Genomic DNA, 12,884 nt, shown 5'->3' with positions numbered 1-12,884 from the left:
TGCACGATGGAACAGCTTTGCTTTTAGGTCAAAACAACTTGATCCGACCGCGACAGGTGCTTATGCGTCAGAGCTACAACTCGGGGCCTGCCCCCTTCCGAGGATAAATCAGCATGGAAATCTTTACCTCTGCTGGCCTGCTGGCGCTTCTGCAGGTCATCCTGATCGACCTCGTACTAGCCGGAGACAATGCCGTCGTGATCGGCCTTGCCGCAGCCGGCCTGCCGACTGATCAGCGCCGCAAGGCGATCCTGGTCGGCATTCTCGCGGCAACCATTCTTCGCATCGCCCTCGCCAGCGTCACCGTCCAGCTTCTCGACATCATCGGCCTGCTTCTCGCGGGCGGCATCCTGCTGCTCTGGGTATGCTGGAAGATGTGGCGCGAGCTTCGGGCCGGCACCGGTATTGACGAGGATGCGATCGACGGCAAGGCGCAAGCGCCGCGCAAGACATTCTTCCAGGCGGCTAGCCAGATCGTCATCGCCGACGTTTCGATGTCGCTCGACAACGTACTCGCCGTTGCCGGCGCCGCGCGCGAACATCCGACGGTGCTGGTCATCGGCCTGATCCTCTCGATTGCCATGATGGGCATCGCCGCGAACTTCATTGCGCGCCTGCTTAACCGCTACCACTGGATCGCCTATATCGGCCTTGCGATCATCCTCTATGTGGCTTTCAGCATGATCTATCGCGGCACGCTAGAGGTCTGGCCGCATGTGGCGCCGCTCGCCGGCGCGTAATCGAGCGCGACGCGCCGTCACAGTCTCGCGATCTTCATCGGACGTGGCTGATAGCCTATATGAGAGCCGTCGCATCATGCGGCGGTCGGAGTGAACATGGACAGGACAATCGAAGGACGGGCGGTGCATGTGGCTGCCATTCGCGAACGCGCCGAGGCCGACATGCGGGCGATCGGCATCGATCAGGCGTTTATCGACCGTCTTGTCGAAACCTTCTATGGGCGCATTCTCGAGCATTCCGAACTTGGTCCTGTTTTCGACGCCAAGCTTTCCGGTCGGTGGCCGGAGCATATGGCGAAGATGAAGAGCTTCTGGTCGGCGGTGGCGTTTCGCAACGGTGCCTATGGCGGCAAGCCGGTGCAGGCGCATGTCGGCGTATCCAACCTGACGCCAGGCCTCTTTCCGCAATGGCTGGCGCTGTTTTCTCAAACGCTCGACGACATCGCACCCAACGACGAGGCGAAGGCCTGGTTCATGGCTACGGCCGAGCGGATTGCCAAAAGCCTGACGCTGTCGCTGTTCTACAATCCGGCGCTGGACGATCCGCGGCTCAAGAACGCTTGAGTTCGCAGCCGACCGCTGATTTCAGGCGATGCGCTTGTAGAAAAAGGTCGAGGCGCAGAAGCCACCTTCCGGCCACAGAGCATAATCCGGGATAACGCCGACGCGCTCCCAGCCGAGCCGGGGATAGATCGCCTCGGCATCGCTGCCAGTCGCCGTGTCGAGGACGAGGATGGTTTTTCCGCGGCGCGCGGCCTCCTCTTCGGCGGCGCGCATCAAAAGGCGCGCCAGGCCCTTGCCGCGGGCGAGGCGGTGGACGAGGAGCTTCTTCAAATCGGCGCGGTGGGGCTGGTTCGGCATCTGGGCGGCACCGATCTGCACGGTGCCGAGCACCCTGCTTTCAAATTCGGCTACGAAAAGCAGCGTGGCGCCCGAGGCGACACTGTCGGCAACGGCCTGCCAGTAGGGTTCAGCATCCTCTCGCGTGTAGGGCTGCATAAAGCCGACCGAGGCGCCGCCATCAATGCAATCGACAAGCACGTCGCATAGGTCGGGTATCGCAGCGCGAGCTTCTGTCGCGTCGAGCAGTCGAATCGTGGCCATGGGTGCTCCTGAAATCAATTAGTGTCGGCGGCGGTCGAGGACCACGCAATAATGGGCCAGTGCCGGGCCGGGATTGTGGAAGACATGGCCTTCAGCCACGGGCATGAACAGGCAATCGCCGGGGAGCAGGCGATGCACGGTGCCGTCGCCCGTCGTCATCTCCATTTCACCATCGAACAGCCAGATATGCTGAGTCATGCCGCTCGCCGCTGCGTGAGGCGGGAAGCTGACGCGGGCACCCGATGGAAATTCGACATCGACGATATCGACATCCGAGGTGGTCCCCGGCGGCGAGACGGAACGCCTGAGATAGCCCGTTTCCGGATCGCGCCAGACCTGCTGATCTTGCCGTCTTGAAAGTGGGGAAGCCTCGCCCTCATCGGCGAAGAAGGCCGAGAGCGATAGGTCAAGAGCCGCACAGACGCGAGCGAGCAGCGACGCCGTGGGGCTCGCCTCGCCGCGCTCGATGCGCGAGATCATCGCCCGGCTGACGCCGGAGGCATCGGCGAGGTCATCCAGCGTCATGCTTCGCGCCATCCGAAGCTTGCGGATTCGTATGCCAATCGCAAGCTCGAGTGCCTGTTCCATTATCCGGTCCAATTTTCTACTATAATAGAAATGCATGGTTCGTCGGTGGAATCAAGCGCCAAATTCGGGCATCGCCGGCGCGACTTATCGTAAACGAAACCCTGCTTTTCCGCTTTGCGGCAAGGGGATGCGCTGCTATATGCGGCGCATGAGCACCAATTCGACCCGCACGCCCCTCGACCATATCCGCAACTTCTCGATCGTGGCCCATATCGACCACGGCAAGTCGACGCTGGCCGACCGCCTGATCCAGTCGACCGGCGGCCTTGCCGAGCGCGACATGTCGGAGCAGGTGCTGGATTCGATGGATATCGAGCGCGAGCGCGGCATTACCATCAAGGCCCAGACCGTTCGCCTGCACTACAAGGCGAACGACGGCGAAACCTATATCCTGAACCTGATCGACACGCCCGGCCACGTCGACTTCGCCTATGAAGTCTCGCGTTCGCTGTCGGCCTGCGAGGGCTCGCTGCTCGTCGTCGACGCCTCCCAGGGCGTCGAGGCGCAGACGCTCGCCAACGTCTATCAGGCGATCGACAACAACCACGAGCTGGTCACGGTCCTCAACAAGATCGACCTGCCGGCGGCCGAGCCCGACCGAATCAAGGAACAGATCGAAGAAGTGATCGGCATCGACGCTTCCCAGGCCGTGCTGATTTCGGCGAAGACCGGCCTCGGCATTCCCGATGTGCTGGAGGCGATCGTGCACCAGCTGCCGGCACCGAAGAGCGAAGCCGGCGAGAAGGGTCCGCTGAAGGCGCTGCTCGTCGATAGCTGGTACGACACCTATCTCGGCGTCATGGTTCTGGTGCGCATTCTTGACGGCGTGCTTTCGAAGGGCATGACCATCCGCATGATGGGCACGGATGCCAAGTACCAGGTCGAGCGCGTCGGCGTGCTGACGCCGAAGATGCTGGCGGTCGATAGTCTCGGCCCGGGCGAGATCGGCTTCTTCACCGGCTCGATCAAGGAAGTGGCCGATACCCGCGTCGGCGATACGATCACTGAAGACAAGAAGCCAACGGCGACAGCGCTGCCGGGCTTCAAGCCGGCGCAGCCGGTGGTGTTCTGCGGTCTCTTTCCGGTCGACGCCGCCGACTTCGAAGACCTGCGCGCTGCCATGGGCAAGCTGCGCCTCAACGACGCGTCCTTCTCCTTCGAAATGGAAAGCTCTGCGGCGCTCGGTTTCGGCTTCCGCTGCGGCTTCCTCGGTCTCTTGCACCTCGAGATCATCCAGGAGCGCCTGGAGCGCGAATTCGATCTTGATCTCATCGCCACGGCACCTTCGGTCGTCTACCAGCTGACGATGACCGATGGTTCGGAGCGCGAGCTGCACAACCCGGCGGACATGCCTGACGTCGTCAAGATCGCCGAAATCCGCGAACCATGGATCAAGGCGACCATCCTGACGCCTGACGATTATCTCGGCGGCATTCTGAAGCTCTGTCAGGATCGTCGCGGCATCCAGACAGAGCTCACCTATGTCGGCAAGCGCGCCATGCTCACCTACGAGCTGCCGCTCAACGAAGTGGTGTTCGATTTTTACGACCGCCTGAAGTCGATCTCCAAGGGCTATGCCTCGTTCGACTATCATCTGGCCGATTACCGCGAGGGCAACCTCGTGAAAATGTCGATCATGGTCAATGGCGAGCCTGTCGACGCGCTTTCCATGCTCGTCCACCGGACAGCGGCTGAAAAGCGCGGCCGCGACATGTGCGAGAAGCTGAAGGATCTGATCCCCAGGCACATGTTCAAGATCCCGATCCAGGCAGCGATCGGCGGCAACGTGATCGCCCGCGAGACAATCTCGGCGATGCGCAAGGACGTGACCGCCAAGTGCTACGGCGGCGATGCATCGCGCAAGCGCAAGCTGCTCGACAAGCAGAAGGAAGGCAAGAAGCGCATGCGGCAGTTCGGCAAGGTCGACATTCCGCAGGAAGCCTTCATCGCTGCCTTGAAGATGAAGGACGACTGAGGCTCTTTGCTTCGTCCTGATATGCGCATATCATATGCGCATATCAGGAGATCGATCATGCCTCAGACCCGTCGCAAGGCCGCCAACCTGTCGCTTGACAGCGAGCTTGTCTCGCAGGCACGCGAACTAAACCTCAACGTCTCCAAAGCCGCCGAAGACGGCCTCAGACTCGCCATCAAGAGCGAGCGCGAACGGCTTTGGTTGATCGAAAATGCCGAGGCGATCGCGGAAGAAAACGCCTATGTCGAGAAGCACGGCCTGCCCTTTGCCAAGTACCGGCAGTTTTGATGAGCCGCTTCCGCGTCTACCGGCTCAAGGGGGACGATGCTCTCGCGGTCGACCTGCAGAGCGATTTTCTTGAAGACCTTCCCTCGCGCGTGATGGCGCCGCTTCACAGTATCGAAAGCATGTCCTGGGCGATTTCGCGCCTCAATCCACGCGTTACCATCAATGGCGGAACCTATGTGATGGTGACCCAGCGCATGGCATCCATTCCGTTACCGGAGATCGGCGCGGAAATTGCCGATCTCTCGTCACGGAGTGACGATATCACCGCAGCGCTCGATTTCCTCTTCCAAGGCTTCTAGGCGTTCCGCGCCATATAATCCTTCGTCAGCTTTTCGTAATCCTGCATCTCCGGCAGGGCCTCATAGCTGTGCACGGCGCCGGTTTCCGCGAAGGGTAGTTTCTCGCGAGTCCATGTCTCGATAAAAGGCGTAAACCAGCTGACATCGTCCAGCATGGTCGGGCGCAGGTTGACGAACCACTCCATGCCTTCCGTCTTCGTGAACATCCATGTCATGCAGTGCGGGCAGAAATAGTGGTGCGACATGGCGCCGTGCAGGCCGCCAATGACGGGATCGCCGCGGGTGATTTCGAAGCCGTCGGAAGGGATCGCCACACTCAGCGAGTAGGCGCTCGACGACATGGTTTGGCAGCCCGTGCAGTGGCAGGCCATGGTGAGGAGCGGCTTGGCGCTGATTTTCAAGCGAACCCGGCCGCAACGGCAGCCGCCTTCAGATGGCAATGTCAATGCACTCATAATGTACCTCCGCTGTTTGCAAGGATCATAGCCGTCGCAGGCGAGAGGTCAAAGCGACATGGATGGATGACAGGCTGGCGGCCGCGCAACAAGCCGATATACAGACAATTGCGTTTCATATATTCGACGGACATACGGCTTTATCCTGGACTGCGTGGATACCGCTGACCATCTTGCAGATGGCGTTTCATTCACCAACGCTCGACCGCGAGCCGGTGCGAACGATGATTTAGAGGACGCCTGACGGCGCTGTTTGTTCATGTCCAGCATTGATCTCTGCATCGTCTCCGGCCGTCGTCCTGAGCTTCTCGCGCAAACGCTCGATAGTTTTCGCGGCAAGGTCTTCGACCGTCTGGGCATCCATCATGTCTATGTGAACCTTGATGCTATCTTCGGATCGGAGAATGACCATGTGCGGTGCATCGAGGTCATCCGCCAATTCGATCCAACAGCGACCATCTTCGAGCCGGAAAAACCCGGCTTCGCGGCCGCCGTCCAACGACTTTGGTCTGCGACGACGTCTGACTACGTTCTGCATCTGGAGGACGACTGGGTGGCACTTCGAGACCTTGGGAAAGAGGTGCTTGCGCCATTTTCCGACCCCAGCGTCATGCAGGTTTCCTTTCATACCGCGGATCAGAACTGGGATATCGCGCGCCGCGGCCATTTTCACCAGCGCAACGAGTATGCGAAGGTGCTGGGTATCAAGATCCCGCTCTTCCGGACCTTTCCGAAGTTCACGACATCACCCTCCATCTCACGGGGCGCCTTTCTGCGCCGCTCCGCAGAGATGATGGATATTTCGCGCGACCCGGAGAAGCAGTTCTATTCGGGGGTCAACAGGCCGCTGGAAGCCTACGTCGGATCCTATCGCAATTACATCTATTCTCCCGACGGGGTGCCCGTGATTCGTGACACGGGGCGCGAATGGCGCGATCAAAGGCATATTGCCAAAACGATCACGAACGCGACGTCGACCTGGACCGTTACGAAAGCATAGCGCCCTGCGTCTAGTCACACCGACGCAAAATCCTCGCCCGTACAAAAATCAACTAGCGGTGGTTTTACTGAAAAGTATGCTCCGCGTTCCGGGCGTAAATTACCAACGACAAACGACGATTTAGTCCTTTATCCGGCTAATATATAGGCTTTTCGGCTTTAAATCGCGGCCCGAGCCGGCAATGCCTTTTTGGGGTTGCGGCGCCCTGCATTTACGATAGGTTGCGCGTTGACTTGCACGTAACAGGTCAACTCAGGGAACAACGACGAAAAAGGCGCAAAGCCTGGAAAGGTGGCCCCCATCATGAACGTCTTCACAAAGAGATTTCTAGCCTCCGCAGTATTTGGCTCGCTGCTGGCTTTCTCCGCTCACGCGGCCACGCTGAACATTCACAATGGCGGCGACCCGCAGTCGCTCGATCCGCAGAAGCTGTCCGGCGACTGGGAGAACCGCATCGCCGGCGACATCTTCGAAGGTCTCGTGACCGAGGACGCCAAGGACAATCCGGTTGCCGGCCAGGCCGCGAGCTGGACGATCTCCGACGATCGCAAGGTCTATACCTTCAAGCTGCGCGACGGCATCCAGTGGTCCGACGGCCACCCGGTGACAGCAGGCGACTTCGTGTTCGCCTTCCAGCGCCTCATGGACCCGAAGAACGCCGCCGACTATGCCTATCTGCAGTTCACCATCAAGAACGCCGAGAAGATCAACAAGGGCGAGATCGCCGATTTCAACCAGCTGGGCGTCAAGGCGATCGACGACAAAACGCTTGAGATTACGCTCGAGAACCCGACCCCCTACTTCCTCAACGCGTTGATGCACTACACGGCCTACCCGCTGCCGAAGCATGTGATCGACGCCAAGGGCGCGGACTGGGTGAAGATCGGCAACATTGTCACCAACGGCCCCTATACGCCGACCGAATGGGTTCCGGGCTCGCATGTGACGACCAAGAAGAACGACAAGTATTGGGACGCCGCGAACGTCAAGATCGACGGCGCCAAGTTCTTCGTGCTCGAAGACCAGGAAGCCGCGCTGAAACGCTACCGTGCCGGCGAGTTCGACATCCTCACCGACTTCCCGACCGACCAGTACGAGTGGATGAAGAAGAACCTGCCGGGCCAGGCGCATGTCGCACCGTTCTCCGGCCTCTACTACTACGTCATCAACTCGCAGAAGGGCCCGACCGCGGATAAGCGCGTGCGCCAGGCGCTCTCCATGGCGATCAACCGCGAGGTCATCGGACCGCAGATCCTCGGCACCGGCGAACTGCCGGCCTATTCCTGGGTGCCGCCGGGCACCGCCAATTACGGCGAGCCGGCCTATGTCTCCTGGAAGGACGAGCCCTATAAGCAGAAGGTCGAAGAGGCCAAGAAGCTGCTCACCGAAGCCGGATTCGGACCGGACAAACCGCTGACGCTTGAGCTGAAGTACAACACCAATGACAATCACAAGCGCATTGCCGTTGCGATCGCCGCCATGTGGAAGCCGCTTGGCGTCAACGTCCAGCTCGTCAACGCCGAGACCAAGGTACACTACGACCAGCTGCAGCGCGGCGACGTGCAGGTTGGACGCGCAGGCTGGCTTGCCGACTACAATGACCCGGACAATTTCCTGAGCCTGCTGATGACCGGCGTTCCGAATAACTACGGCCGGTGGTCCAATCCTGACTACGACAAGCTGATGAAGGACGGCAACGCCGAAACCGATCTGACGAAGCGGGCCGAAATGTTCAAGAAGGCCGAGCAGATCGCGCTCGACGACAGTGCGGCACTGCCGATCTACTACTACGTTTCCAAGAACGTGGTCTCGCCGAAGATCGAAGGGTTCGTCGACAACATCCAGGACATTCACCGCACGCGCTGGCTGTCCATCAAGGAATAACGAGAGGCATTGTCTTCACCTCGCCCGGGGGTGATTGCAACAGGTCAAGACCCCTCCCAACCCTCCCCACAAGGGGGAGGGCTTAACCCAGCCAAACCGCCGAGCCACCTTGGGGCAGGCAGGCGCGGCAGGTTTTCTCCCCCCTTGTGGGGGAGATGGCCGGCAGGCCAAAGGGGTCTTTTCCCACACTATTGCCTTCGCATCCGCCCGAACCAGTTTCGATTGGTAGCGATGATGCGAAAGACCCGGCGCAGGAAAGACCGTCACGATCATGATCAATTATGCATTCCGTCGACTGCTGTCGACGATCCCCGTCATGTGGATCGCCGTGACAGCCTGCTTCTTCGTTCTGAGATTAGCCCCCGGTGGGCCGTTCGATGGCGAGAGGCCGTTGCCCCCCGTCATCCTCCAGAATCTGGCGGCCCACTACAATCTCGATAAGCCGCTGATCCAGCAATATCTCTATTATGTCGGCGATCTCCTGAAGGGCGACCTCGGTCCGTCCTTCGCCTCGGAAGACTTCACCGTCGCGCAGCAGATCATGATCGGCCTGCCCTATACATTCATTATCGGCACCGCTGCCTTTCTGCTGGCCATCGTCATCGGCGTCGCCGTCGGCTGTCTTGGGGCGCTCTACCAGAATAAGGCGCCGGATTATATTCTCGGCGCGCTGATCCTGGTGGGCGTCGTGCTGCCGAACTTCCTGATCGCACCGATCCTTCAACTTGTATTCGGCATCCACCTGCAATGGCTGCCGGTCGGCGGCTGGGGCAATGGATCGCTGAAATTCCTCGTGCTGCCCGTCGTCGTGCTGGCCCTGCCGCATGCGGGGCGCATCTCGCGCATCACCCGCGGCTCGATGATCGAGGTGATGGGGCAGAACTTCATCCGTACCGCCAAGGCCAAGGGCATTGGGCCAAGGTTGACAATCATGCGCCATGCGCTGAAACCGGCGATGATGCCCGTCGTCTCTTATCTCGGCCCGGCGGCCAGCTATCTTCTCACCGGCTCACTCGTCGTCGAAAGCGTCTTTGGCCTACCCGGTATTGGCCGATACTTCGTCACCGCCGCATTGAACCGCGACTACGGCATGGTTCTCGGCACGGTCATCTTCTACATGGTGCTGATCGTGTTCCTGAACCTTCTCGTCGATATCGCCTACGCCTGGCTCGATCCGAAAGTGAGAAACCGATGATCCTCAATCCCGCAAAGAGAGAGCTTCTCGCGGCCGAACTGCTGGAGGCCGAAGGTCTCAATCCCGTCAGCCGCTCGCTCACCCGTGACGCATTGCGCCGGCTCTGTCGAAACAAGGCGGCGGTCGCCTCGATCCTAGTGCTTGTGCTGCTCGTGCTGGCCGCCTTCGTCGGCCCCTACCTCATCCCCTTCGGCTACGAAGATCCTGATTGGGCCGCCTTCCGCGCGCCGCCTTCCTTCGCCGACGGCCACTATTTCGGTACCGATCCGAACGGCCGGGATCTGCTTGCCCGCGTGCTCTACGGCACCCGCGTATCGCTCGCCGTCGCCATGACGGCGACGCTCGTTTCCGTCGTCATCGGCGTGCTCTACGGCGCGATATCGGGCTATATGGGCGGCCGTATCGATGCAGTCATGATGCGCTTCGTCGACATCATGTACGCCTTCCCCTATATCCTCTTCGTCATCCTCTTGATGGTCATCTTCGGCCGCAACGTCTACCTGCTGTTCGCGGCGATCGGGGCGCTGGAGTGGCTGACCATGGCCCGCATCGTGCGCGGCCAGACACTGTCCCTGAAACAGCGCGAGTTCATCGAGGCGGCGCGCGCCTCCGGCCAGAAGCCGCTGAAGATCATCACGCGGCACATCATTCCCAATCTCGTCGGCCCGGTGGTCATTTTCGCAGCACTGACGGTGCCAGAGATCATCGCAACGGAGAGCTTCCTCTCCTACCTCGGCTTCGGCGTTCAGGAGCCGCTGACCTCATTGGGCACGCTGATCTCCGAAGGTACCGACGCGATGGAAAGCATGCCCTGGCTGCTCGTCTTCCCGGCCGGCTTCCTTGTCGCCCTGCTGCTCAGCCTGCTCTTCATCGGCGATGGCCTGCGCGACGCATTCGACCCGAGGGATCGCTGACATGACAAGTGAAAACCAGAAAGATGTCCTGCTCGAACTCAAGGACTATTCGATCACCTTCCGGACGCCCGACGGCGATGTCAGGGCGGTGTCCGGCATCGATCTCACCGTCAGACGCGGCGAACGTATCGCCATCGTCGGCGAAAGCGGTTCGGGCAAGAGCCAGACTTTCCTCGGATTGATGGGATTGCTTGCAAAAAACGGAAGGACCAGCGGCCAGGCCTTGCTCGACGGCAGGGATGTCCTTGCGCTAAAGCCGCGCGAACTCGATCATGTGCGCGGCAAGGACATGGCGATGGTGTTCCAGGACCCGATGACGGCTCTCAACCCATCGCTGAAGATCTCGCGACAGCTGACGGAACAGCTCGAAGTGCACCGCGGGTTGACCGCCAAGGCCTCTTCCGAGGCGGCGCTCGACATGCTGAAACGCGTCGGCATTCCCGATCCGACACGACGCTTCAACCTCTATCCGCACGAACTCTCCGGCGGCATGCGCCAGCGTATCGTTATCGCGATGGCGCTGCTCACCAAGCCAAAACTGTTGATCGCAGACGAGCCAACCACGGCGCTCGACGTGACGATCCAGGCGCAGATCCTCGACCTCTTCAACGATCTCACCTCGGAGACCAACACGGCGCTTGTTATGATCACCCACGATCTTGGCGTCGTCGCCGGCCTCGCCGACCGTGTCGCGGTGATGTATGCCGGACGGATCGTCGAAGAGGCGCCTGTCGACGAACTGTTCGAAAATCCGGCGCATCCGTATACGGCGGCGCTGCACGCGGCGATCCCGCGCCCGGACCACGATGTCGACGACCTCGTCGTCATCCCCGGCCGGCCGCCCAACCTGCAGCACCTCCCAAAAGGCTGCAATTTCTCGCCGCGCTGTCCGAAGGTGGAGGACGACTGCATCGACAAGGCACCAGCACTGTCGCTGCTCGCGCCAAGACATTGCGCGGCCTGTTTCCATCCCTTTCCACGCATCGAGGAGCTCCTGACCCATGGCTGACCGATCGCTTCTCAAGGTCGAGCACCTGACCACGCAGTTCCAGGTGCCGACGAAGGGCTTCTTCACGAAACCGCTGACACTGACTGCGGTCAACGACGTCAGCTTCGAACTCGCCGAGGGCCGCACGCTCGGGATCGTCGGCGAATCCGGCTGCGGCAAGTCCACGCTCGGGCGCTCCATCCTGCGGCTGCTGAAAGCGCAGCAGGGCCGCATCCTGTGGCAGGGACGCAGCCTTCTCGACCTTTCGGATGCGGAGATGCGCGCTGCCCGCCGCGACATGCAGATCATCTTCCAGGATCCGATCGCCTCGCTCGACCCACGCATGACCGTCGGCGACATCATCGCCGAGCCGCTGACCGTGTTCGAGCCGAAGCTCAACCGGGCGCAGCGCGCCGAGCGCGTCCAGGAAATCATGGCAGCCGTCGGCCTGGTGCCGGAGATGATCAACCGTTATCCGCACGAGTTCTCGGGCGGCCAGGCGCAACGCATCGGGATCGCGCGTGCCGTCATCACACGGCCGAAGCTGATCGTCTGCGACGAGCCCGTCTCGGCGCTCGACGTTTCGATCCAGGGTCAGGTGATCACACTTCTGCGCAAGCTGCGCAAGCAGTTCGGCCTGACACTGATTTTCATCAGCCATGACCTTTCGGTCGTCCGGCTGATCTCCGACGACGTGCTGGTTCTCTATCTCGGCAAGGTGGTCGAGGCCGGCGATTGCGCCACCGTCTTCGACAAGCCGGCACATCCCTATACGCAAGCATTGTTTTCGGCGGCTCCGATCCCGGATCCGAAGCTGGCCCGCAACCGCCAGCGCATCCGCCTGCAGGGGGATCCGCCCTCGCCGCTCAATCCGCCGAGCGGCTGCGTGTTCTCGCCACGCTGCTGGAAAGCGACCGACATCTGTCGCACGCAGATGCCGCCGACCGAGGAGGTTAGGCCAAGGCAGACGGCGGCCTGCCATCACATGGATCGCTGATCAGTAAGAGCACCGAAGAGGCCGTTGGATTTTTCCAGCGGGCTTTTTCTTCCACCGGTTTAGGCCCCTCAAACGCCAAAAGCCCCATGCGGGGCTTTTTGAGTGTCGTTGTGCTTGGAAGATTTGGTTGCGGGGGCAGGATTTGAACCTGCGGCCTTCAGGTTATGAGCCTGACGAGCTACCGGGCTGCTCCACCCCGCGTCCAGCGCAAAACCCTATGGGTTTTGGCGCGGCGGCGTAACCGCGAAGCGGTTATGCCTTCTGCCGGAGCAAAACCCTTTGGGTTTTGTTCCTGTAAGGGACGCACCTTGTTTCAGGTGCCTCACCCATTCATTTTGTTCTGCATTTCGGCCCTTCAAAAGCAAAAGGCCGCTTTCGCGGCCCGATGTTTTCGGCTGGGCCGAAGTTTCGATCAGAGAAGATTATCTTTTGTTTCACATGCAGCTTTCTGATGTCC

At 60.6% G+C, this 12,884-nt stretch carries 15 protein-coding genes and 1 tRNA gene; 12 read left to right on the top strand and 4 right to left on the bottom strand.

Annotated features, from left to right (window positions below):
- Nucleotides 1-113: 113 nt before the first annotated feature.
- On the top strand, nucleotides 114-740 hold the full coding sequence (locus QTL95_RS12960) for a TerC family protein (RefSeq protein ID WP_289720384.1): 627 nt from the start codon (nucleotides 114-116) through the stop codon (nucleotides 738-740).
- 96 nt (nucleotides 741-836) lie between these two features.
- Nucleotides 837-1,304 (top strand): group III truncated hemoglobin, encoded by a 468-nt coding sequence (locus tag QTL95_RS12955; RefSeq protein WP_289720383.1) that lies wholly within the window; start codon nucleotides 837-839, stop codon nucleotides 1,302-1,304.
- A gap of 21 nt (nucleotides 1,305-1,325) precedes the next feature.
- Here the strand turns inward: QTL95_RS12955 and QTL95_RS12950 are convergent, their stop codons facing one another.
- The gene (locus QTL95_RS12950; protein ID WP_289720382.1) at nucleotides 1,326-1,844 is read right to left on the bottom strand and encodes a GNAT family N-acetyltransferase; all 519 of its coding nucleotides are present in this window, start codon (nucleotides 1,842-1,844) and stop codon (nucleotides 1,326-1,328) included.
- Between the two features lie 18 nt (nucleotides 1,845-1,862).
- A complete protein-coding gene (locus tag QTL95_RS12945; RefSeq protein WP_289720381.1) occupies nucleotides 1,863-2,432 on the bottom strand; it encodes a helix-turn-helix domain-containing protein in 570 nt (189 codons plus the stop codon).
- 139 nt (nucleotides 2,433-2,571) lie between these two features.
- Between QTL95_RS12945 and lepA the strand changes: the two genes are divergently transcribed.
- The 3 genes from lepA to QTL95_RS12930 are packed head-to-tail and all read left to right on the top strand — an operon-like array spanning nucleotide 2,572 to nucleotide 4,994.
- Complete coding sequence (gene lepA, locus QTL95_RS12940; protein WP_289720380.1) at nucleotides 2,572-4,407, top strand: translation elongation factor 4; 1,836 nt, start codon at nucleotides 2,572-2,574, stop codon at nucleotides 4,405-4,407.
- Between the two features lie 57 nt (nucleotides 4,408-4,464).
- On the top strand, nucleotides 4,465-4,695 hold the full coding sequence (locus QTL95_RS12935; RefSeq protein ID WP_289720379.1) for a type II toxin-antitoxin system CcdA family antitoxin: 231 nt from the start codon (nucleotides 4,465-4,467) through the stop codon (nucleotides 4,693-4,695).
- On the top strand, nucleotides 4,695-4,994 hold the full coding sequence (locus QTL95_RS12930; RefSeq protein WP_289720378.1) for a CcdB family protein: 300 nt from the start codon (nucleotides 4,695-4,697) through the stop codon (nucleotides 4,992-4,994). Before QTL95_RS12935 ends, QTL95_RS12930 begins: the two co-directional genes overlap by 1 nt.
- Here the strand turns inward: QTL95_RS12930 and QTL95_RS12925 are convergent.
- On the bottom strand, nucleotides 4,991-5,449 hold the full coding sequence (locus QTL95_RS12925; RefSeq protein ID WP_289720377.1) for a GFA family protein: 459 nt from the start codon (nucleotides 5,447-5,449) through the stop codon (nucleotides 4,991-4,993). The genes QTL95_RS12930 and QTL95_RS12925 overlap by 4 nt on opposite strands.
- A gap of 62 nt (nucleotides 5,450-5,511) precedes the next feature.
- Between QTL95_RS12925 and QTL95_RS12920 the strand changes: the two genes are divergently transcribed.
- The 7 genes from QTL95_RS12920 (at nucleotide 5,512) to QTL95_RS12890 (ending at nucleotide 12,427) form a co-directional block, all read left to right on the top strand.
- Nucleotides 5,512-5,682 (top strand): hypothetical protein, encoded by a 171-nt coding sequence (locus QTL95_RS12920; protein WP_289720376.1) that lies wholly within the window; start codon nucleotides 5,512-5,514, stop codon nucleotides 5,680-5,682.
- A gap of 26 nt (nucleotides 5,683-5,708) precedes the next feature.
- Entirely contained in the window at nucleotides 5,709-6,449 is a 741-nt protein-coding gene (locus tag QTL95_RS12915) for a glycosyltransferase family 2 protein (protein WP_289720375.1), read from the top strand.
- 303 nt (nucleotides 6,450-6,752) lie between these two features.
- Nucleotides 6,753-8,333, top strand: a complete 1,581-nt coding sequence (locus QTL95_RS12910) for a peptide ABC transporter substrate-binding protein (protein WP_289720374.1) — start codon at nucleotides 6,753-6,755, stop codon at nucleotides 8,331-8,333.
- A gap of 271 nt (nucleotides 8,334-8,604) precedes the next feature.
- Nucleotides 8,605-9,528, top strand: a complete 924-nt coding sequence (locus tag QTL95_RS12905) for an ABC transporter permease subunit (protein WP_289720373.1) — start codon at nucleotides 8,605-8,607, stop codon at nucleotides 9,526-9,528.
- Complete coding sequence (locus QTL95_RS12900; RefSeq protein WP_289720372.1) at nucleotides 9,525-10,442, top strand: ABC transporter permease; 918 nt, start codon at nucleotides 9,525-9,527, stop codon at nucleotides 10,440-10,442. Before QTL95_RS12905 ends, QTL95_RS12900 begins: the two co-directional genes overlap by 4 nt.
- 1 nt (nucleotide 10,443) lies before the next feature.
- Nucleotides 10,444-11,451: an ABC transporter ATP-binding protein gene (locus QTL95_RS12895; protein WP_289720371.1), complete on the top strand. Its 1,008-nt coding sequence runs from the start codon at nucleotides 10,444-10,446 to the stop codon at nucleotides 11,449-11,451.
- On the top strand, nucleotides 11,444-12,427 hold the full coding sequence (locus tag QTL95_RS12890; RefSeq protein ID WP_289720370.1) for an ABC transporter ATP-binding protein: 984 nt from the start codon (nucleotides 11,444-11,446) through the stop codon (nucleotides 12,425-12,427). Before QTL95_RS12895 ends, QTL95_RS12890 begins: the two co-directional genes overlap by 8 nt.
- Nucleotides 12,428-12,551: 124 nt before the next feature.
- Here the strand turns inward: QTL95_RS12890 and QTL95_RS12885 are convergent.
- Nucleotides 12,552-12,628, bottom strand: a tRNA-Met gene (locus QTL95_RS12885).
- Between the last annotated feature and the right edge of the window lie 256 nt (nucleotides 12,629-12,884).

The sequence above is a fragment of the Rhizobium sp. S152 genome (genome assembly GCF_030380735.1).
GTDB lineage: Bacteria > Pseudomonadota > Alphaproteobacteria > Rhizobiales > Rhizobiaceae > Rhizobium.
This window is presented reverse-complemented; position numbering and strand designations above follow the sequence as displayed.

What these genes read in the sequence shown, in the direction of transcription:
- QTL95_RS12960 (WP_289720384.1), top strand. Translation starts at nt 114, where the DNA reads ATGGAAATCTTTACCTCTGCTGGCCTGCTGGCGCTTCTGCAGGTCATC.
- QTL95_RS12955 (WP_289720383.1), top strand. Translation starts at nt 837, where the DNA reads ATGGACAGGACAATCGAAGGACGGGCGGTGCATGTGGCTGCCATTCGC.
- QTL95_RS12950 (WP_289720382.1), bottom strand. Translation starts at nt 1,844, where the DNA reads ATGGCCACGATTCGACTGCTCGACGCGACAGAAGCTCGCGCTGCGATA.
- QTL95_RS12945 (WP_289720381.1), bottom strand. Translation starts at nt 2,432, where the DNA reads ATGGAACAGGCACTCGAGCTTGCGATTGGCATACGAATCCGCAAGCTT.
- lepA (WP_289720380.1), top strand. Translation starts at nt 2,572, where the DNA reads ATGCGGCGCATGAGCACCAATTCGACCCGCACGCCCCTCGACCATATC.
- QTL95_RS12935 (WP_289720379.1), top strand. Translation starts at nt 4,465, where the DNA reads ATGCCTCAGACCCGTCGCAAGGCCGCCAACCTGTCGCTTGACAGCGAG.
- QTL95_RS12930 (WP_289720378.1), top strand. Translation starts at nt 4,695, where the DNA reads ATGAGCCGCTTCCGCGTCTACCGGCTCAAGGGGGACGATGCTCTCGCG.
- QTL95_RS12925 (WP_289720377.1), bottom strand. Translation starts at nt 5,449, where the DNA reads ATGAGTGCATTGACATTGCCATCTGAAGGCGGCTGCCGTTGCGGCCGG.
- QTL95_RS12920 (WP_289720376.1), top strand. Translation starts at nt 5,512, where the DNA reads ATGGATGACAGGCTGGCGGCCGCGCAACAAGCCGATATACAGACAATT.
- QTL95_RS12915 (WP_289720375.1), top strand. Translation starts at nt 5,709, where the DNA reads ATGTCCAGCATTGATCTCTGCATCGTCTCCGGCCGTCGTCCTGAGCTT.
- QTL95_RS12910 (WP_289720374.1), top strand. Translation starts at nt 6,753, where the DNA reads ATGAACGTCTTCACAAAGAGATTTCTAGCCTCCGCAGTATTTGGCTCG.
- QTL95_RS12905 (WP_289720373.1), top strand. Translation starts at nt 8,605, where the DNA reads ATGATCAATTATGCATTCCGTCGACTGCTGTCGACGATCCCCGTCATG.
- QTL95_RS12900 (WP_289720372.1), top strand. Translation starts at nt 9,525, where the DNA reads ATGATCCTCAATCCCGCAAAGAGAGAGCTTCTCGCGGCCGAACTGCTG.
- QTL95_RS12895 (WP_289720371.1), top strand. Translation starts at nt 10,444, where the DNA reads ATGACAAGTGAAAACCAGAAAGATGTCCTGCTCGAACTCAAGGACTAT.
- QTL95_RS12890 (WP_289720370.1), top strand. Translation starts at nt 11,444, where the DNA reads ATGGCTGACCGATCGCTTCTCAAGGTCGAGCACCTGACCACGCAGTTC.